The 21,172-nt window shown below is 48.1% G+C and carries 14 protein-coding genes; 4 read left to right on the forward strand and 10 right to left on the reverse strand.

Going from position 1 to position 21,172, the window contains the following annotated elements:
- The first annotated feature begins 202 nt into the window (after positions 1 to 202).
- A complete protein-coding gene (locus J2T16_RS16010; RefSeq protein ID WP_499018757.1) occupies positions 203 to 2,542 on the forward strand; it encodes a helix-turn-helix domain-containing protein in 2,340 nt (779 codons plus the stop codon).
- A gap of 20 nt (positions 2,543 to 2,562) precedes the next feature.
- On the forward strand, positions 2,563 to 4,218 hold the full coding sequence (locus tag J2T16_RS16015; RefSeq protein ID WP_499018758.1) for an extracellular solute-binding protein: 1,656 nt from the start codon (positions 2,563 to 2,565) through the stop codon (positions 4,216 to 4,218).
- A 374-nt stretch (positions 4,219 to 4,592) separates the two neighbouring features.
- Here J2T16_RS16015 and J2T16_RS16020 read toward each other — a convergent pair whose 3' ends face one another.
- The 3 genes from J2T16_RS16020 to J2T16_RS16030 form a co-directional block, all read right to left on the reverse strand.
- Entirely contained in the window at positions 4,593 to 4,775 is a 183-nt protein-coding gene (locus J2T16_RS16020) for a hypothetical protein (RefSeq protein WP_154889812.1), read from the reverse strand.
- Entirely contained in the window at positions 4,772 to 5,443 is a 672-nt protein-coding gene (locus tag J2T16_RS16025) for a hypothetical protein (RefSeq protein WP_499018759.1), read from the reverse strand. Before J2T16_RS16025 ends, J2T16_RS16020 begins: the two co-directional genes overlap by 4 nt.
- 262 nt (positions 5,444 to 5,705) lie before the next feature.
- Entirely contained in the window at positions 5,706 to 7,859 is a 2,154-nt protein-coding gene (locus J2T16_RS16030) for a TerD family protein (protein ID WP_499018760.1), read from the reverse strand.
- 478 nt (positions 7,860 to 8,337) lie between these two features.
- Between J2T16_RS16030 and J2T16_RS16035 the strand changes: the two genes are divergently transcribed.
- Positions 8,338 to 9,435, forward strand: coding sequence for a hypothetical protein (locus J2T16_RS16035; RefSeq protein ID WP_499018761.1), 1,098 nt, complete (start codon positions 8,338 to 8,340; stop codon positions 9,433 to 9,435).
- A gap of 140 nt (positions 9,436 to 9,575) precedes the next feature.
- On the opposite strand, the gene J2T16_RS16040 is transcribed toward J2T16_RS16035, so the two are convergent.
- Positions 9,576 to 10,721 carry a response regulator gene (locus J2T16_RS16040; RefSeq protein ID WP_154985706.1) on the reverse strand — a complete coding sequence of 382 codons (1,146 nt, stop codon included), beginning with the start codon at positions 10,719 to 10,721 and terminating at the stop codon, positions 9,576 to 9,578.
- 153 nt (positions 10,722 to 10,874) lie between these two features.
- On the opposite strand from J2T16_RS16040, the gene J2T16_RS16045 reads away from it, so the two are divergent.
- Positions 10,875 to 14,033 carry a hybrid sensor histidine kinase/response regulator gene (locus J2T16_RS16045; protein ID WP_499018763.1) on the forward strand — a complete coding sequence of 1,053 codons (3,159 nt, stop codon included), beginning with the start codon at positions 10,875 to 10,877 and terminating at the stop codon, positions 14,031 to 14,033.
- 101 nt (positions 14,034 to 14,134) lie between these two features.
- Here the strand turns inward: J2T16_RS16045 and J2T16_RS16050 are convergent, their stop codons facing one another.
- The 6 genes from J2T16_RS16050 to nikA all read right to left on the reverse strand — a co-directional run bounded on the left by J2T16_RS16050 (position 14,135) and on the right by nikA (position 20,985).
- The gene (locus tag J2T16_RS16050) at positions 14,135 to 15,640 is read right to left on the reverse strand and encodes a malate:quinone oxidoreductase (RefSeq protein WP_154889804.1); all 1,506 of its coding nucleotides are present in this window, start codon (positions 15,638 to 15,640) and stop codon (positions 14,135 to 14,137) included.
- A 405-nt stretch (positions 15,641 to 16,045) separates the two neighbouring features.
- Entirely contained in the window at positions 16,046 to 16,828 is a 783-nt protein-coding gene (locus J2T16_RS16055) for an ABC transporter ATP-binding protein (protein WP_154889802.1), read from the reverse strand.
- Positions 16,825 to 17,625 carry an ABC transporter ATP-binding protein gene (locus J2T16_RS16060; RefSeq protein ID WP_499018764.1) on the reverse strand — a complete coding sequence of 267 codons (801 nt, stop codon included), beginning with the start codon at positions 17,623 to 17,625 and terminating at the stop codon, positions 16,825 to 16,827. The genes J2T16_RS16055 and J2T16_RS16060 overlap by 4 nt, the downstream gene beginning before the upstream one ends.
- Positions 17,622 to 18,476 carry a nickel transporter permease gene (gene nikC / locus J2T16_RS16065; RefSeq protein ID WP_499018765.1) on the reverse strand — a complete coding sequence of 285 codons (855 nt, stop codon included), beginning with the start codon at positions 18,474 to 18,476 and terminating at the stop codon, positions 17,622 to 17,624. The genes J2T16_RS16060 and nikC overlap by 4 nt, the downstream gene beginning before the upstream one ends.
- Positions 18,473 to 19,420: a nickel ABC transporter permease gene (gene nikB, locus J2T16_RS16070; protein ID WP_154889796.1), complete on the reverse strand. Its 948-nt coding sequence runs from the start codon at positions 19,418 to 19,420 to the stop codon at positions 18,473 to 18,475. The genes nikC and nikB overlap by 4 nt, the downstream gene beginning before the upstream one ends.
- Positions 19,420 to 20,985 carry a nickel ABC transporter substrate-binding protein gene (nikA, locus tag J2T16_RS16075; protein WP_499018766.1) on the reverse strand — a complete coding sequence of 522 codons (1,566 nt, stop codon included), beginning with the start codon at positions 20,983 to 20,985 and terminating at the stop codon, positions 19,420 to 19,422. Before nikA ends, nikB begins: the two co-directional genes overlap by 1 nt.
- Positions 20,986 to 21,172: the final 187 nt, after the last annotated feature.

The following is a 21,172-nucleotide window of genomic DNA, read 5'->3' on the forward strand; positions in this document are numbered from 1 at the left end:
GTCGACTCCCATCGTTTAATAGTTGGTCTCGGTACGGTCTCAATGTAGCATTGGGGCCGCAAAACCAGCAATAAAACAATTTCGTCATTGTATCAATTTCGACGCAATATCATAAATCCTCAACATTTTACATCAAGTTAATATAAATCGTGAACCTTACTGAATTCGGGTAGTGTATAATTTGGGCCGGGAGGAATGTTTGATGAAAAAGTGGAGCTCTGCATGGGCGGGACTAGCCCTGTCTTATGGTTCAATCGTCATCGTTATTGTGCTGCTGATCTGCTCATTTTTCTATATCTATTTCTCACGCAGTTACAATGAAGAATTAAGAAATAAGAATCAGCTGATTCTTGAAAATACAGCACGTACTATTGAAGGAACCGTACTCAAGCGGGTGCAACAGATGTATGTTGACCTCTCTCTTAATAAATCAGCCAATATTCGTCTCTTTGCCGATCAGGAGGATCGAAATGAATTAAATCAGGTGGTAGACCTGCAAGAACTGCTCAAAGCCAAGGTTGCCGCCAATACCGATATTGTTCAAGGCATTCATCTCTATTATCCTGCACGTAATATTATGCTCTCCTCGCTCTATGGACTGCGCTATAAAGCAGATCAGAGCGAAGGGTCTGTGTATTATGCGGACTGGCTTCAGGAGATGCGCACCAGTAAACATAACAGCCTGTGGACGCCAGTACGTCATATTCCAAAGGACATTTTCTCCAGTCAGACAAGCGAGAATACCAATGGTTTGTTTACGTATGCGCACAGCTATCCTTTTCGCTCAACAGGAGAAACCAGTGATGTCATTATCGCCATAGATGTCAAAGAAGAGGCCGTGAATGCAATCATTGAGAATATGATGCCTTCCCAGTATCAACATACCGTAATCGTCAACGCTGCCGGGAATGCAGTGAGTCGATTGCAAGAACAAAGTGCCGGACAGTCTGATATGTACACCGCAAGTCTGAAGAAGACGCTTGAGCTAGGCCACGCCAAAGGTAGCTTCGACGAGAAGATTGGCGATGCACCATATGTGGTTTCCTATCAAACGTTACCATCGACTCAGTGGATGATCTACAGTGCTACGCCATCCAGCTACTACTATGAACAGTCCATCATGATCCAGAAACTTATTCTCGGGATCTGTCTCATTGCGCTGTTGATCGGGCTGATTTTATCCGCTGTGCTTGTACGCGCGAATTATAGTCCGATCAAACGACTGGTGGGCCGCATTAAAGATCTTTCAGGGACTACATCTCATCAGGTTACCAATGAATTTCGCCTGATCGATAATGCCTTTCTTCATCTCAAAGAACAAGTGAATCATCTCGAAGAGACTGTACATGCGAACAGTGCGGCTGTAAGGCACAAAGCTGTGCTTAACCTTTTGCAAGGTAATCCGGAACACAGGCCATGGAAAGAGGAACGTGCTGCTCTCGGTATCGCAAGACAATACAAGGAATACTGCTGCATGCTGATGAATACCGGTTCAGCGATTGCTGAAAGTGGCTCATCGAAACAGCCTGAGACCATTGCCAAACTGATGCATGGGCTGGAATGTTTGTCCTTGCAAGATAGCCGTCTCATTGCAGAAGAACTGCCAGATAAGCGATTTGCCGTCATTCTATGTACGGATGTGGCTTCAGAAGCATTATTGGACAAGTTCGCCGAGCTACTGCTCGCAGAGACACGTCAGCAGTTACAACCGGACATCCAGCTGTCTACAGGCTGTTGGGTCAAGGATCTCCGTGATATTCATCAAAGCTTCAGCGAAGCGCAAGCTTTGATGAAATACGCTTATCTTTTGCCAGAGCTACACATTCTGAAAGATCACTCCCTGCTTCAGCGTGAGCACAGCCTGGACGAAATTCCTCAGACTTTGCTGGCCAAGTTCAGAGACAAACTTCAGAGCAGGCAACTTGATGAGGCTGCAAGCACCATCGAACAAGTGGTTGAACTTATGCGGGAAGGAGAATTCCCCGCGGATTATTGCCATTTTATCCTGTCAAATATGGTATTTATCTACTCGGATGCAGCCAAAAACGTTCGTTATAAACACCCGTTGCAGTTCGGACACCCTGATCTGTATCACGAATATACAAATCTGCATGATATATTGGCATACCGTAGCTGGCTGACAGCATCGATCACTACATTTATAGAAGAAACCGAGAATCGCAACAGTGATCGCGCCGTCTCCACCATCGAACTGGCCAAGCAATATATTGAAGCCAACCTTTCGGAAGACCTCTCACTTGAGGCTGTTGGAAGCAAAGTATTCCTTAGTCCCAAGTATCTGAGCAAGCTTTTTAAGGAAGAAATGGGTGTCACCTACACCGACTATGTAACATCAAGGCGGATGGAGCAGGCCAAGCTGTTGATTGAAAACAACAACATGACCATTGACCGGGTCGCAAGCTCGGTTGGTTACGGCACAACCGCCTATTTCATTAAACGTTTCAAAGAAATGTACGGCTGTACACCGGGCAATTATGTACGCAATCTCTCTTCGGCAGCAATATCCGAAGCCGGATCATAAGGATGAGGAGGATGGATCGGATGAAGGTGAAGGAACAGCAGGCAGGAGCGAAAGTTCCTTATCGCTATCGAGTGTTTCTGACTACGGCACTGCTGACGTTGGCGGGCGTTATTCTTGGCGGCTGTAATCTGCTGACCGGACCCAGTGCTGTAGTCGAATCAGAACTGAACGGCACGCCATCCTCTCCTTCGGGCAAAGCCAAATATCACATCTCGTGGACGTTGCATCAGAATCTGCCCGTTCCGCAAGATGCCGAGATGTTGAAACAGGTGGAAGAGCAATTTGATGTAGATCTGGACATCTGGAATATGGAAAACAACAAATATGAATCGCTTCTTGATATGAAGCTGGCTCAAGGTAACATTCCCGACCTCTTCCGTATCCGTCAGCCGCAGGATTTGTTGAAATATCAGCAGCAAGGGGTGCTTGCCGAGATTCCGGTAGAGACGTTGAAACAATATGCCCCAAATCTCATGCGTATTATCCATGAACAAGCCCCGGCCTATGAACATGCAGGAGTTATAGACGGGAAGTATTACGGCATTCCTGTCATCAATCCAACGAACATCTACCGTACACCGGTGGTATATCGGCAGGATTGGCTGAACAAGCTGGGTTTGTCCGTTCCGCAGACGCTGGCGGAATTCGAGAAGGTTATCTATGCATTTACCTTTGATGATCCCGACGGCAACGGCATCCAGGACACGTATGGTTTATCTAGTGAAGGCATGAATGTGGTATTCGGAGCCTTCGGTCAGATTGTTTTTGCAGATCAACTATACTTCGGCACGAAGGATGGGAAGAAAGTTATTGGTGCGTTGCAGCCCGATATGAAGGAAGCACTGACCTACCTGCGGAAATGGTACAAGGACGGTGTAATCGATCCCGAGTTTGTCACTGGCGAGAATAAAGGCGGTTACAAACATCTGTCTCATGCGTTTATTAACGGTAAAATCGGGATGACCTCGATGGGTAACTACTACCACTGGATTCAGGATGGCGATTATGAGGATTGGCATGTTGAACGGGATGGTAAAGTGGTGAAAAGTCCAGTCCAAGCAACCTTTAATGTAAAAGAATTAACGGCCAAGTTCCCCGAAGCTCGGGTCACACTAGGCAGTCCCTTCATGGGACCTCACGGACAACGTGGCTCCAAAGGAAATGACATGTTAATGAGCTTCACCGCCATCGGAGCAGATGCGGTCAAGGAGCCCGGCAAACTGGAGATGATCCTTCGTATTTTGGATGAGGTGAGTGCAAACCCTGATTCAGATAAAGCAGCAAGTATGGTCTACGGCGTGCAAAATAAACACTGGGTCTGGACACCGGGCGAGCCGAAAAACATCGTCATTATGCCGCCATATGACACCATGTTCGGGTATCAGAATACGATTGGTGCCAATATCGGCATGACGGTTCCGCTGAAAGAGACGGGAGAACGGGAACAATGGGCTTCGACACTACACCTCGATCAGAACGGCATTTATAATGCGCTGGAGGTCGCCACACCCGCACTGTCTAAATATAGCGATTCGTTGATCCGATTGAAGAACAAAGCCTATATCTCATTTATTACAGGTGAGCGACCACTCCGTGAATTCGATGAGTTTGTACAGGAGTTCATGTCTGCAGGCGGTGCAGAAGTGGTGAAAGAAGCGAATGCGTGGAAGCAGTAGGGGAATGAGGAGGAAGTTTCTCGCAGGCGTGCCGGGGCAGCTTGTGAAGGGAAAGTGACGCAGCAGGATTGAAAGGTGAAAAAATCCATTTCAGTGAGGTTTAAGACACGACCTAGGCAACACGCTCAACTCTAACGATCACCAGTGACCTTATTAGGCTGATTTTCACACATTTAGAAATCCAACGATCTCCAGCGACGCTATTTCGGCCAAAATGCATTAAAGACGATGATTTTCCACTGAAAAAACGCAAATAGCGTCATCTGTGATCGTTAGATTTTCAAACAGGCTCAAATGCTCCAAATAACGTTATCTGTGATCGTTAGCCGCTGTCCAAAGCTTCGGGGACTGGATCTTAGCTAACTTATGCATCTCTAGACCAGCTGAGGGAGAAGAAGCAATAGAATACACAACATCACCGTCAGAATTGCAAAACAAACTCCAGCCCACATAACATATCCTTTGGGTGCCTGAGGATTAATCACTTTACACATAAAGTAAATAAAGAAATAGCTAACCAACGCAAACAACACCAAAATGACAGGGGTAATAGTCATACTTCACGCCCCTCCTTCTTGGCCACCGTCAAATATGCCCAATCTTCTCCACGCTTAATCGGACTGTTTACATCTTCTTGAAACTTGATGACGGCCTCGTCATACTGCTGTTTCTGCGCTTCGCTTAGACTCACAACGTATCGCTGCCTCGCCTGTTCAAATTGCGCATCTGTCCCATAGCGATAGTAAAAATAAGGGCTGAAAATTCTATTTGCCTCTATCACACCTTGAGGATCAGATATAAGCTGCTCGATTAATAGAATCTCGTGTTGTGTAATGTACTCCATCATCGATAGGAGGCTGCCCTCGAATGCCTCTTTCCCCAATAATTCATACCACTTTATCTCCGAATGCTCATAGTAACTTTCCGGCAGTCCTGTGTAGGACTTATGCTTGATATGCGTAACTTTACAGTGCAGCATAACTTCTATACTCGTTCCTGCTGTATTATGTCTATTGGCCTGCAAATAGATGGATATCAACAATTCCTTCGTTTTCATCTCCAGGGCTTTGCGGGATTTGACAATCTTGAAGCCAGCGAGTGGCAACAAGCTCTGCAATGATTTTAATGTGAACTCGATCAATTCAGTGGACGATGAATGCTCGTTAAATGCATACTGGCCGAGAATGGAATCCACGCTTGTATTTTGACTTGAGTTATTATTCATGTAGATTAGATCACCCCTTATAGTCACGCCAAAGTTACTATAAAATGGAACTCATCGTCAAATGAAGTCATGTTAACATGACTCTCCCATTGATATGTTCCTGCATAGCTTCTGAACCAGCCTAAAAAAGAGCAGCCTTATGACTGCTCCTTCTTCACCAGTTGTGCTAATTGTGCTCGCACATACATACTCATGGACTTCCAACACAACACAGTACCTCACATTACCCAATCCACTCCAAATCATGCCGTCCTTGTACGGATCAAGCCAGATATTCCGCCATAATCTGCTCGATATCATACGGTGTCACACCTTCATCGACCGCATAGATGGTATCGGCCTGCTCCTTCGTATCCACCAGTTCACCTCTCGCCTTGGCATGCATCATGAACAAGTCATACAGGTGAGGTTTGCGTAATGAAGTCATTGCTTTCCCCATCAGCACGATGCCTCCCCGATTGCCTTCCACATTGTTGTAATAGTCCGGATACCTTGTCAGCGCCAGATCCGTCCAGATGATCGTACGGTCGACCAGATCCAGAATGACGGGAATTGCAATCTGCGTATCAGCCGTAATATCGATCTTGTTCTCCACCGTGGATGGTTCATAGATTTCGCCCGAGCCGGGTTTCTTACGCATCATCCAGCCTGCAAAACATTCCGGCAAGTTGCAGTACGGATGGCTGGTGAAGGAGTGAAGTGTGGTCACCACATACCTTCCGCCATAATTCACAATCGAAGGGATATGCAGATCAATAAACTCACTCGCCCCATAAGGTGCAGTCACAATATCCCCGCTATGGACAGCCTTATATTTCACAGACTTCAGATTCGTATATGAGATATGTTCAACATAGTTCCAATCCTTGTCATACATGATCGCAGACAGGTCAATATCCACACGCCCTGTAGGTGTACCATCGACCTCGCCCTCTTTCCACCAGCTGAAGAAACGAATCGTGTCGCCCTCTCCCATCGGGATACGGCTTCCTCTCACAATCGTTCGTAAGGCTTTGCTCGCGGAACGCTGTGAAAAAGGCACCAGATAATGCTGCAACTGCTCATCGACATACGTCTTCCCGAGCGAAGGGAATTCAGCGAATCGTGTGATCAGGGCCTGCTCGCATAATTGCACCACTTCCTGACACACAGCTTCGTCAAGCTCCGGTAGCTCATTCGGGATACCAACCGCCTTGGCGACATTGCCTTTCGGAAAAAACACTCGCATTTTTGACGCTTCATTCCGCTGTGCGAAATGCTGTCTCACCTGCAATAACACCGGCGTGGACACCTGCCCCGCTACCTCGCCAAAAGCGAGCAGCACATATTCTTCATGTTCTGTTATGCGTAACATATGATCCAGCTTCCGTGCAAATTCACCCGGACGCTGGGACAACAGGTCAATCAGGCTCCAAATATTCCGATACTGGAATGCCAGTTCAACGCTACCGTTAAAGGTTGTAAACGACTTGTTATTTCGCAGGATATCGAAGGCTTTCTGGCTCCGCGGATACCGTAGCTTGTATTCGGATGGGTGCAGAATCTCCCCCAGCCGAATCCAGCGATCCTTGTAGCGCAGCATATCCTCCGTGATGGAGCCGCATTGCTCCAGTAAACTGAGGAGCAGGCGGCGCTCACGACGTTTGAATTTACGAAAAGGCGTGGCTGTTGCCAGACTGACGTCCCCCTCCGACCAGGATACTGCCAGTCGGAGCACATCGCTTGCCGTTTTAAAATAATTCCCGATACGTTCCATGCTTGCCAGTTCATATTTCAATAGCACCGCAACAACGAACCCTACATTCTCCTTAAACGGAATCTCCTCAGGCAGCATGGTCTCAACATCACTCGGATCGGCATGTTTCAGCGCGTGTTTGATATCTTTTTTGTCCGTATCCGAGATGGAGCCATTCGCTTCGATTAACTGACGGATCAGCTTCTGGAACGCTTGCTTGCTCCCCAGATCAATGATCCTCAGCTTCGTTTGCTCCAGGAAAGGAGACCGCGCGCCAGCAGCCATAGCTGAAGGCTCAAAATCACCCAGCGTATGATGTGTCAGGTAATAAAAAACAGCATTCAAGTACAGCTCCGCTTCGTCTGCCTCCATCACCTGCTCCGGGAATCCCGCATACATCGGTTTGTACTTCACATGGGCACCGACCATCACTTTCAGGTCTTGGACCAGCTGCCCAATCAATGCTGCAAATTGTTCTTCGGACAGCGTTCGCAATGCCTGCATCAGCTCATTGGAGAAGGTAAACCCAAGTGACTCTATATTTTTGAGCGCTGTTGCCAGAAGATTTTTGGGCAATCGTTGGACCCTCTGTTGGTCAGGCTCGATCATTAATTTGCCGGCTCTGCGCACATAGATACTGTTTATTTTTATATTGCTGTAATTTACATCTTTATTGTTCATGATCAAAGAGTCCAGGAAAGCCATATCCCTAATTAACATTTGGTGGTTAGCTTGAGAAGGAAGGAATATGATAGCCTGGACGCCTCCTCTCTGATTTGAAATCTTCAGGAGAGCGGCGACCCTAATAATCTCCAATGATGTAGAAGGAAGGACCGCCATAGCCTGAAGGCCAAGAGTTCGAGGTTCCGAAGTTCGTCACCCGAACCTTTGGTGAACTCATCATCTCAGATTTTGGCATCCGTGAGCAGGGCAAAAGTATTACGACATGAATTTATACAGAGGGAGTGTTCGAACAGGTGTCGAATAGGATGCAAAGAATAGAAACCAGAGAGTACAATGAAGAGCGAGGCAGAAGTACAGGAATCCAAACGTATTTATGAAACGAGGTTATCCGAAAATGAGACTCCACACTTTATATAATGATTATATTCGTCTTAAATTCCATCTCCCCCCGGAACCCACACACGGAGATATGATAATGGCATTTGGTCAATATGAGGATGACAGTGCAGCGTTATTCTTTAATGATCACCCCGAGGAAACCTTCTCAGGCTGGATCGTCCGATTACGTCCTAAAGACCCCTACTATGGATCAAAGCCAGACTGGAAGCCCGTATTAGCTGAGACGTTTGAGCAACTGAATGTTTACGATGAGATGATTCTGTACTACCTGCTGTTCACGATCGATAGCACACTGTCCATCAATACACACAACACCTACAGCGAGATGAATGATGTGATGAAAAAATATAGCTTCCTCCAGCTGTCCCATCTGCATGACATAACTTGTTTAAACGCTTCACAGAAGCAGTCGCTGCGCGACTTTTTCTTCTTTATCTATCTCTACGCCCATCCGGTGAATGATGAGACTTTATACGCCTGTACATTTGACCAACAACGCTTGATTCATACCAATACGGGCATTCCACTCAAGGATTATTTCGTTGCTTATTATAATCACTACACCACACATCGCGACGAACACGCGGAACATATCGTGATCTCAGCAGAAGAGATTCAAGCCTGCAAAGCGTTAACTCTGGAGCTGTTACAGGTCATTGAGGGACGTTCCCCCAAGTTAATCATACCTTCTATTACAAGTTTGGAGCCCGCCATTCAACTCATTAACGACGTCGATGGAATGCTCAAGCTATACCAGGATGATCCTGCGACGTTTTGCCAGATCATTAGAGATTTGCTCGCTGATGTCATGATGGATGTGACGTGTGAGACAAACGCTAGTGCTGATTCGGATTCCGATACCACTGCCAATACAGATACACTGGAAGTTGCCGCTGAGGGTGCTTCGGTGAACTCCAGATCATATCGTGATTACTGTTTTACCGTGTTGCTTCAAAATTACGCTTCATATATCCTGTTCTTTGATTTTAACGAAATTCAAGTACTTATAGATGCTTTCCAGGATACCCCCATGGAATGCCGTTTCATCATCAGCAAAATGTTCACAGACACCATTTTTCTCAATAAAATCATACGCCAGCAAGAGATTGATCTGAACGAGTATCCCGAGGTGACCCGATTTTTTAATGAACAGGCTACGGAGTGGTTTCTGTAGTACCCCTGCAACGAGTAACAATGAGTAACAAGTACTCTTGGCAGTATCGTTGGGATAAAAAACAGCCTCATTCATGAGGCTGTCACAAGGTACAACACATTGATTTTTTCCATACGCCAAATATCCTAGTGAGCAGATGCTCATATATTCCTGGTTTTCCATTCCCGATACCATGATTCCACTTCGGGGCCAGGGTCTACTCCTGCCTCTTGCTGTAATGCTGCTGCCAACTGATGATACTGAGCAACCACCGGCTCTTTATTGCCTAACCGATCATACAACTTCATCAAAGAAAGGCTGACCTCCTCCATCATCGGATCAAATTGCTGCATCTGGTGGTACAACATCAGGGCTTCATTAGGGTGTCCCGATTCAATGTAGTATTGCGCAAGCTTCAGCGCATGATTCTGCCAGAGCGCATGTAATCGCTGACGTTCCAGTTCCGCCCACGCGTAATCACCCTCACCGAAATACTTGCCTTCATACTGATCCGAAACATACCGATGCTCGGCAAGTGTAGACGGCGATAACGAAGGCAATCGGTTAAGACGGCTCTCCCACTCTTCCGCATCAATCCGGAGTTCGCCAGTTTCCAATATATAACCAAATTGTTGATAGCGTACCGAAATCCGGTCCTCACCCATGAATTCGTTCAGCATACCACGTAAGCGATGAATGCCACTGTGCAGGTTAGTTATACCTCTCCTCTCATCGAGCTCCGGCCATAACAGCTCAAGCAGGGTGTCACGCTTGATCGGTTTATTGCGATGATGAAGCAAATACGCGAATAGTTCTCTGATTTTGGTCGTTCTAAACTTCAGATGTTTGGGCGCCTCATTCGGATGCAACTGCACCTGAAGCATTCCCAAGCAACGGATTAACGTTCCTCGCTCTGCTGCGTCTTCGATCACGTCCATTGGTGCCGGTACAGCCCTGCGCTGATACATCTTCATCGTTTTATCCAAACGATTCCGTGTGACGGGTTTCATAATATAGTCCAGCACTTCAAGACCATAAGCCGTTAGTGCATGTTCGTTATATGCTGTTGTGAAAATAACTTCCGTTCTTGGAGATACCTCATGAATTCGTTCAGTTGCTTCAATTCCATTCATCCCCGGCATCTCAATATCCATGAAAACGAGGTCAGGCAGATGTTGCTTAATTTGCTCTATCGCTTCTTCTGCCTTCAAAAAAGAACCGATGACCTCGCAATCCTCTCTCTCGACTAACAATTTATTCAACCTGCTCAGAGCGAGATTTTCATCATCTACCAAAATCACTCTCATATGCACAGCCCTCCGACTCACTTGATGATCCTTTAATCTATAATTTTACCATAAACTTTCGATTGCGAACGCTATCAATTTGGTAATACGTCTAAAATTCGAAATAAAAAAAGGACGCTCATTGAACATGACGGTGCAGGAGTTAGACGAAACTTGTCGAAATTAAAATCTGCCATGAAACCAATAACGAATATAAAAATACCTAGATATGTCGTGTTGTCCCTTGTCTTTTTAACCATTTTACTTAGCTTTCGCTGGATATGGTCCGCCTCTTTTGTTATACCGGATCATCCAGAACCCGTTCAAGGCGTGTTGGATCTTCGCGGTTGGGATTTTGCTGACACTTCCCCGATCTCTCTGGATGGAGAATGGGGATTCACACCCCATGCATTGATTTATGGCGGAGAAGATAAACATACGAATTCAGATATGGGGTCGGACAAGCCTTCCACCTGGGTCCAAGTGCCGGGTGACTGGCGCAAGGCGTTACAACCACCTTCTGCTTCGTCATTCGGATATGGAACGTACCAGCTTCGTATACTGCTCGACCCTTCGGTGAAGGAAATATCCCTCTGGGCTCAGAAAATTCAGACCTCATCCATCATTGAGATCAACGGAACGGTTGTTGCCCAGTTTGGTCAACCTGCCAGCAATGCCGAAAGCTATAAACCAGAAAGGACTGCATTTGTAACTTCCTATGCACTAGACAAGACGAGTGAACTCACTCTACTTGTGCAGACAGCCAATTTCGACGATCCATTCAGTGGAGGCATTACGCGTTCTCTATACTTGGGTTCTCCTGAAGCCATCGGAAGTGAACGGGGTTTATCCATTGATTTGCAGAAAATCACGTTCGCTATACTGCTCCTGCACAGCCTGTATGCCTTTGTCATGTTTCTGTTTATCCGGAAGCAGCGGGCACTGCTCACGTTCTCTTTGTTAATACTGGCTACGGCCTTGACGGTTGTCTCTGACCATGACGGGCTGTTATTAAACTGGTTACCACTGAACTTCACTTGGATGGTTAAAGCCAAGGCGATTTCATATGCTTCATTTGCGCTTTTCCTTCTTATGCTGGCCAGAAGCTTTGCGAATCCGAATCATGGGCGAAAGCTCTTTCTTGCATATGCCGGTATTGTAGGAGGATATCTATTATTTTTGCTCATTGCTCCCGTAACGCTTGTGTACCAAGCACTTCATACTCAAATTCCTGATTTCCTGTATTTGTTCGCCATTGGTTGGTCTGTGCTCCTGTTCTTCAAAATGGCCGCAGCCAAACAAAGCGACGCAAGCTTTCTGCTCTTTGCAGCAATGAGCAGTATGTCCAGTGTGCTGTGGGGAATTGTAAACTCACACAACGAAATCACCAATGTGTATTATCCGATCGATGTTATTGCTGCCATATTTGGCTTTGCGGCCTACTGGTTCAGAAAATATTTCCGCAATGCCACTGAAATTGAAAAACTGTATGAACAGCTCAAAGTGGAAGACCAGCAAAAAGATCAATTCCTGGTGAACACCGCGCATGAACTGCGCACTCCCCTGCATGGGATTATTAACATTGCCGAAAGTATTGCGGTGCGCGAACAGCGTCAATCCGGAGGACAACATACGGAAGACATGAAACTGCTCGTCAATATCGGGAGACAGATGTCGCAATTGATTGATGATCTTCTGGATGTCATTCGTCTGAGAGAAAAACGCATCATATTGCAGAAAAAACCGTTATCCCTCGCCTCTGTCATATCCGGTGTCATTGGAATGTTCCGATTTATGGCGGAGGGCAAGCGAGTCCAGATCATCGTAGATACACCCGAGGGATTACCGCTGGTTCAGGCAGATGAGAGACGACTTGTTCAGATCTTGTACAATCTGCTGCATAACGCGCTCAAATTCACGGATGAGGGTACCATTACGGTATCGGTTAGGGCAGATGAACATAGCGTCATTATGCAAGTTTCGGATACGGGCACGGGAATCAGCGAGGAGCTACAAGAACGAATATTTGAAGCTTACGAGCAAGGTACTGCTCAAGCACGTTTGAGTGGTGGGATTGGGCTCGGGTTAAGTATCAGCAAACAGCTCACTGAGCTTCATGATGGTGAACTTACTGTGCAGTCCGTGCTTGGACAAGGATCTACTTTTCAAGTTTCGTTGCCACGAAAAGATACACCTGCCTTAACCGAACAGACCGATCAGACGGAGCATTCGCGATGGGGTGTCCAGCATTTGAGTGAGGTTGCTGTGAGCCTAGATGAAGAGCAACCTCCTGTGAACCCCGTCTTACCTGGGAAAACCACTGCTCGCATTCTCGCTGTCGATGATGATCCGGTCAACTTACGTGTTCTCATCTCGATGCTGTCGAATGAACCCTATGATATACAACCTGCCACTTCAGCGTTAGAAGCACTTGAACTTCTGAATACGCAGTCATGGGATTTATTAATTGCCGATGTGATGATGCCTCATATGTCCGGTTATGAACTGACAGAGAGCGTGCGTAAACGTTATTCCGTATCTGAGCTTCCTATTCTGTTGTTAACGGCCCGAAACGAACCTGCTGATATTTATGCCGGATTCATGGCGGGTGCTACTGATTATGTGACCAAGCCTGTTGACGCTGTAGAGTTGAGACATCGCATTGGTTCATTGATTGTGTTGAAACAATCGATTGATGAGAGATTGCGGATGGAAGCCGCTTATTTGCAGGCACAGATCCAGCCTCACTTCCTGTTTAACACACTCAATTCCATTATGATGCTCAGTGAGATCGATACGGATCGAATGCAGCGATTGGGGGATGCTTTTATTGAATATTTGCAGACCAGCTTCCACTTTGTGAATTCGGAGAAAATGGTGGAGATCACCCACGAGATTGACCTTTCGAAGGCCTATCTCTACATTGAGAAGGAACGATTCGCAGAACGATTAAACGTAGTCTGGGACATTCCAGAAGACATCGATGTGATTCTCCCTCCGCTCACCATCCAGCCGCTGATTGAAAATGCTGTTCGCCATGGTGTCCTCAGCCAAGTGGAAGGCGGGACGGTATGGATTCGCATCGTTACCCAAACCACAGGCACACTGATCGAGATCGAAGATAACGGCTCAGGCATGCATCCGGAACAGATTGAACGAGCGCTCGCATGGCCTAAACCGAATCCGCTAAAGCCTGGAGGCATTGGTTTAACCAATACCCATCGGCGCTTGAATCAGCTCTATGGACAAGGGTTAAAGATCGTCAGCTCCCCTGGGCAAGGGACGAAGGTTTCCTTTTTTATCCCTGACCAGACCGATATGGATTCGTTATAAGTTCATTTTCGGGAAAAACAAACCACAAAAAGCTGAGCCTGGACTTGATCCGGACTCAGCTTTTTTGATTCATTTTCTGGCTTCATGAAGCACTTTATCACTTACACATGCAATGCTTGCTTCTCATCCGACAATCCCAGCGATTTCGCCGTAGACAGATTCACCTCACGTAATAGATCGAGGTTCTCTGCAAGCGAGATGCCGTAAGACGGGATCATCTCTTTGATCTTTGGTTCCCATTCCTTGATGTGCTGCGGGAAACAACGCTCCAAAATCTCCAGCATAACTTGAACCGCCGTCGAAGCACCCGGCGATGCGCCTAGTAATGCCGCAATGGAGCCATCTGCCGCAGTTACAACTTCGGTTCCGAACTGCAGCGTGCCTTTGCCGCCCTGAACGGTGTCCTTGATCACCTGCACACGCTGACCCGCCAGCACCATATCCCAGTCCTCACTCTTCGCACTCGGTACGAAATCACGCAGTTCCTTCATGCGCTGTTCCTTCGTTAACATGAGTTGTTGAATAAGGTATTTGGTGAGCGAGAGTTCCTTCACACCTGCCGCAAGCATCGTTAAAAGGTTATGCAACTTCACCGAAGCAATCAGGTCTGCATTCGATCCGGTCTTCAAGAACTTCGGTGAGAAACCGGCGAATGGACCAAACAGCAGTGACTTCTGGTTGTCGATGTAACGTGTATCCAGATGCGGTACGGACATCGGTGGAGCACCTACGGAAGCTTTGCCATATACTTTGGCATGATGCTGTTCCACGACTTCCGGATTTTTGCAGACCATGAAGATCCCGCTTACCGGGAAGCCCCCGATATGTTTACCTTCCGGAATACCGGACTTCTGGAGCAGGTGCAGACTTCCGCCGCCCGCGCCAATGAAGACAAATTTCGCCCGATGACGTTCAACAGCTCCACTCGTCAGATTTTTCACGGTCAATTCCCATGACTTATCACTTTTGCGTTTAATGTTCTTCACGCTATGTTTATAGTGGACTTCCACCTTTTGTTCCTGTAGATGTTTCAGTAGCATACGCGTTAAAGCACCAAAGTTAACGTCCGTACCGGAGTCAATCTTGGTCGCCGCTACCGGCTCGCTACTTGTGCGGTCTTTCATCATTAGCGGCATCCACTTCGCCAGCTCTTCCCGGTTGTCCGAGAAATCCATGCCTGCGAACAGCGGATGGTTTGACAAGGTGTCGTACCGTCTTTTCAGAAACTGCACATTACTCTCGCCATGCACGTAACTGAGGTGAGGAATCGGCATAATGAAGTCCCTCGGATTCCGAATCAGACGACTGTTCACCAGATAGGACCAAAATTGCTTGGAAACCTGGAATTGCTCGTTCACCTTAATGGCTTTGCTAATATCTACGGTTTTGTCTGGTCGTTCAACAGTATAGTTAAGTTCGCACAGCGCAGCATGCCCGGTTCCGGCATTGTTCCACTCATTCGAGCTTTCTTCTCCTGCCGTGGCAAGCTTCTCAAAAACCTTAATATTCCAGTCTGGTGCCAATTCTTTAAGCAAAGTTCCCAAAGTTGCACTCATAATTCCGGCACCGATCAAGATTACATCTGTACTCGTTTGTCCCTGGCTCATGTCTACCGTCCTTATATCCTATATTTGCCAAAAGGATGTAAGCGTTATCGATTTGGCATTGGCTGCAAGCCCACTCTTCGAGGGTTCACGCCTTGTCTGAATGAATATAACCTTGAACTAGTGTATCAATAATATGGAGCAATTTAAATATGCAATTTCAAGATATTTGCTATTCCCTCAGTATACGCTAGTTTGCCGCGGTTCGTTAGCCCGGTTATAGGCCTGAAAGATTTATTTGTTCAAAGCAAAGAAGGAACTTTGCATTCGCTAGGCAAACGGCCTGTTTTTAAAGCCTATGATTCGCTGTGAAAAAGAGTGCACAAAGAGCCGCATGCATGATAACCTTCGCATAACGGCTCTTGTTATAGAAAGAAGTCAGCCCACACGCTCATACGCGCTGTGCCCTCAGAATATCGAAATCAGTTCCTTCGTATACGGGTGGCGTTCCTCGGCAAACAACGCATCCGCGCCAAATTGGTCTACGATCTGTCCGGATTGCATCACGATAATTCGCTGGCTCATTCGGTGCACCGCCGCCAGATCATGTGAGATGAACACATAGGACAGGCCGAGAGATATACGAAGGTCGGTGAGTAGCTGCAGAATCGCTCCCTGCGAAATAACATCCAGACTAGCCGTCGGTTCATCCAGCACAACCACATCCGGCTCAATGCCGATGGCTCGCGCAATCGTAACACGTTGCCGCTGACCACCACTCAGCTCGTGCGGGTAGCGGTTCGCCAGTTCACTCGGCAGTTCTACGGCCTCCAGTAGCTGACGGATGTAAGCTTCTTTCGATGTATAGGTGAAGTGTGTGAGCTTCGCATCCCGACCTAGTTGCTCATAGGGATCGATCAAGGATGCTCCAATGGTAAGTTTCGGATTTAGTGCAGCCGAAGGATTCTGGAAAACAATCTGAATCTTGCGACGGTGCGGACGCAAACGGCGTCCATCCAGCCGGGCAATATCCTGCCCGCCAAGCTGGATCGAGCCATGGTCCGCATCCTCAATACGAAGCAGACAGCGGGCCAATGTGCTTTTGCCACAGCCGCTCTCTCCGACAAGACCCAGGCATTCGCCGCGATTCAGGGTGAACGAGATAGCGTTGATGGCAGGGTGTTCCGCACCAGCATAGGTGCGGGTGAGCTGTTCCACGTGTAACACGACTTGGCTGGCTTGGCTTCTCACTCCGCGCCCACCTCCTTCAAACCAGACTTCAATTCATTACTCAATACAGGCGCTGCTTCAATCAATTGGCGTGTATATTCATGCTGGGGATGATCCAGAATCCGGTGTTTGCCGCCTGATTCCACAATCTTCCCTTCTTTCATGACAGACAAGCGGTTCGCATATCGGCGCACATGCCGCCAATCATGCGTAATGAACAGGATCGCACAGCCCGTCTCGGCTTGCTTGCGTGCGAGTAGTTCCATTACGCGATGCGCGGACATGCTATCCAGCGCTGTCGTTGCTTCATCGGCAATGAGCAGACGTGGGGAGAGCATCAGCGATGTAGCAATGGATGCGCGCTGCAACTGACCCCCGCTCAGCTGAAACGGATAGCGGCGAAGCAGCCCCGGGCTGAGTCCAACGGACTCCAGCGCTTCCGCGGCACGCTTTTTACGGATCGTAGCAGACTTCTCGCCATGCACCTTCTGATATTCATCAAAGTGTCCGCCAATGCTGCGGAAAGGTGTAAATGCTCCCTGATAGTCCTGAAAAATATACGAGATATCGCGTCCACGCAGTGCACGCATCTCCTTCGGTTTCCGTTCGAGCAGATTACTGCCTTCGAACAGGATACGTCCAGATGCGCGCAGGTTGGGCGGCAGCAGCTGTCCGATCGCCTGCGAGAGCAGGCTCTTGCCACTGCCGCTCTGTCCCACGAGCGCCATGAATTCCCCTTCGCGGACGGCAAGGGACACCTGATCCACAATCGTCCGCTCCCGGCTGAAGATGCTCAGTTCCTGGGTAGAGAGAATCATGACTGCACCTCCTTTTTCACATCAAACCGATCTCGCAAGTAGTCGCCCAGCATATTCGCCAGTAGTACAACCGATACAATAGCCAGACCCGGAAAGACCATTAGTTCAGGTCTGGACTGGAAGTAAGGACGCGAGTCATTCAGCATCGCTCCCCATTCAGGTGTCGGCGGCTGTGCGCCTAGTCCGATGTAGGATAAGGATGAGATCAACAGGATGATTTTGCCGAGATCCAGACTCGCCAGTACCAGCACATGACCTGCAATATGCGGTAGCAGATGTTTGGTCATGATTCGTGCATCGGACAGACCGTTCGTTCGGGCTACACGGATGTAATCCTTTTGCGACTCGGATAGGACAGTGCTTCGAACCAGACGCGCGTAACTCACCCATTTCACGATAACAATCGCCAGCACCAGATTGCCAATGCCTGCACCAAGCAGACCACTCAGTACAATTGCGACAATGGTGTCCGGAAAAGCCAGAAATGCATCTGCAATACGCATGAACAGCTTATCGATCCAGCCGCGTTTGTAACCTGCGATCAGGCCAAACGGAATGCCGATAAGCAGTGCCGCGCCGAGTGCAAACAGGCTGTAACCCAGCGTCTGACCGCCGCCGAGAAGCAGACGTGTCAGTACATCACGGCCCAAGTGGTCGGTGCCAAGCGGATGAAGTGCACTCATTCCTTGCAACCTGCTGCGCAGGTCGGTGAGGGTATGATCATGTTTCAAATATAGAAAGGCATAGAGTGAGGCCGCGATAACCAGCAATGCAAACAGCATGCCGATGATGGCCTGCCAGCTGTGCTTTTTTGTTTTGGTTGACGGCATGCTCAGGGGCATCGTTTTCATCGGTGGGCCTCCCTTTCCTTCAATTTCATCTCTGGATTTAAATAACGGTAAGACAGATCTACCGCCGTATTCACCAGGAACACGACAACCGCCATGATCAGGATGTATCCCTGAATCAATGGATAATCGCGCTGGCGAATGGCATCAACCACCAGCTTGCCGATGCCCGGATAAGCAAACAACACTTCAATCACCACAACGCCGCCAATCAGACTTCCCAGACTGACCCCAAATACGGTGATCACCGGAGGCAGACTGTGTCTGAAAGCATGCAGGAAGAAAATACGTCCCTCCGAAAGCCCTCTGGCCCGGGCAGAGCGCACAAATTCCTGACTCAAAGAGTCCAGTAGGCTAGAACGTAAAAGACGTACATAAACGCTGGAGATAGCAAGTCCGAGCGTCAGTGATGGCAGAATAAGTGAAGTAAATCCGTCCCGTCCCATCGTCGGCAGACTGCCGAATCGCACGCCGAACAGGTCAATCAGGATGAGTCCCAGCCAGAAACTCGGAACCGCTGCGCCCAAAATCGACAGAATGCGGCTACCCTGATCAATCCAGCTACCCCGATATAGTGCGGACAGGGAGCCCAGCGGGATAGCCACGAATAGCATGACCAGCAGTGAACCGATCGTCAGCTCCGCTGTTGCCGGAAGTGCGCGCATCAGTGTCTGCATTACCGGCTGACCTGTTGAATAGGATACACCAAAGTCCATCCGTACAAAATCAAGCAGCCAGCGGCCAAATTGCACGGGAAGCGAGTCATTAAAGCCCATCTCCTCGCGCAGTGCTTCGACTTGCTCCTTGCTCACCGATAATTCCTCAACATTCAGGATGGTCAGCACCGGATCGCCGGGAGCAAGCCGGATGAACAGGAAGCTTACAAACATAATGAAGAGCAGGAATACAAATACCTCCAGAAACTTGCGAAGCAAAATACGAAACATTACATCACGTCCAGCTTGTTTGTGATCATGTAATATTCACTACGCGTGGTGACCCAGTTCTTCACCTTTTTGCCGTTGTAGGCCACAATCGTTGCCGGATGCAGTACAAAGGAGTTCAGCACGTTATCGTGCACATAATTGGCTGCTTTCTCTGCCAGCTCCGCGCGTTTCTGCGGTTCAACGGTAAGGTTCAGTTCGTCGATGATCTTGGTCAGTGCCGGGTCCTCCGATCCGCTAAAGTTCAGCGCACCCTTCGGATGATATGTCGCATTCAGATAATAACCCGCATCCCCGCGTGGAGCGGTCAGATTACTGTATGTAGCGATATCCCAGTCCCGGTTGGAAGCCATGTATTCTTCCGGTGCATCAATCTGACGAATCTGCACATCAATTCCGATCTTTTTCGCATCCGATTGGAACACTTGTGCAATCAGAGGCAGATCGGCGCGTGACGAATAGGTCAGTAGTGTCAGCTTCAATGGTTTTCCGTCTTTGGTCATTACACCGTTTTGTTGGGTGTAGCCAGCTTCGCCAAGATACTTCACGGCCACATCTGAACCGGTCTCGGTTGTTGCATGTGTATATTTAGGTGCAAATGGCAACGAGGGCAAGAATGGGCCAATGGCAGGCTCGCCGTATCCAAGCAGGATTGTATCGACAATGCCTTTACGGTCAATTAGCGCATCCAGCGCTCGGCGGACATTCACATCCTTGATGCTCTCCCGCTGCATATTCATCGTTAACTGGTGCACGCGGAATGTGGATGTGGATTCAACTTTCAACCCGTCGATGGCTTTGAGGGATTCCAGACTTTCCACTTCCGGGCGGTAGACGACGTCTACTTGACCGGACTTCAGTGCAAGTGAACGTGCGTTAGCATCTTCATTAAACGAAAATGTTACGGAATCCAGCGGCGAGGCCCCGTCCCAGTATCCGTCATATCGACTCAGCTCCAGCTTGCTGCCTGCCGTGAAGGAAGTCAGCTTGAACGGGCCTGTTCCGACAGGCTTGTTCACAATATCCGGCTCACTGACATCAATAATCGCCGTGTTCGGGTTCACCAGCTCCGAAGCAAACTCCGGAAATGGCTGGGTTGTTGTGATCTCCAGCTTGTTCCCCTCGGCTTTGATCGTATCCACCTTCAATGTATTCTGGATGGCTACGTTCTCTTTCAGCGACCGCTCCAGAGATGCCTTAACCGCTTCCCCTGTCATCGGTTTGCCGTTCTGGAAGGTCACATTGTCGCGCAAGTTAATCGTCCAGTGCTGACCATCTTTACTCTCCCAGCTCTCGGCGAGCCACGGTGCAACGGTCAGATTGTCCTCATCCAGACGCAAGAGCGTTTCCGTAATGCCCGCACGTAGCGGCACATAACTGGAATCCACATGTGGATCAAGTGAACTGGTGGAAAAGTTATATAGGAAGTGAACGTTCTTATTCCCTTGGGTATTGGTATCGCCTTGCGCTGCCGGACTAGATGTGGATGCTCCGCAAGCGGTAAGTAAGACTGCCGCACTTAGGGCCAAGGAGATTAGCGCCAGCAAAGGCTTTTTTTTCGTAAACAAGGTCATGCCCCTCTCTCATTCTGTTTCATATGGTTGTTAATCGTAATCATTATCATCTAAACAATGAGTATTATCTTATCGTAATGATTACGTTTTGACAAGATATTTTTGGTTGATTGGACGCAAAAAAATCCGACTCTCGAAAGAGGGCGGATTTGGGATGTGTATGTTTTTGTATATGAGAGGC

This window comes from Paenibacillus intestini, from assembly GCF_030803945.1.
In the GTDB taxonomy this organism is placed as follows: Bacteria; Bacillota; Bacilli; order Paenibacillales; family Paenibacillaceae; genus Paenibacillus; species Paenibacillus polysaccharolyticus.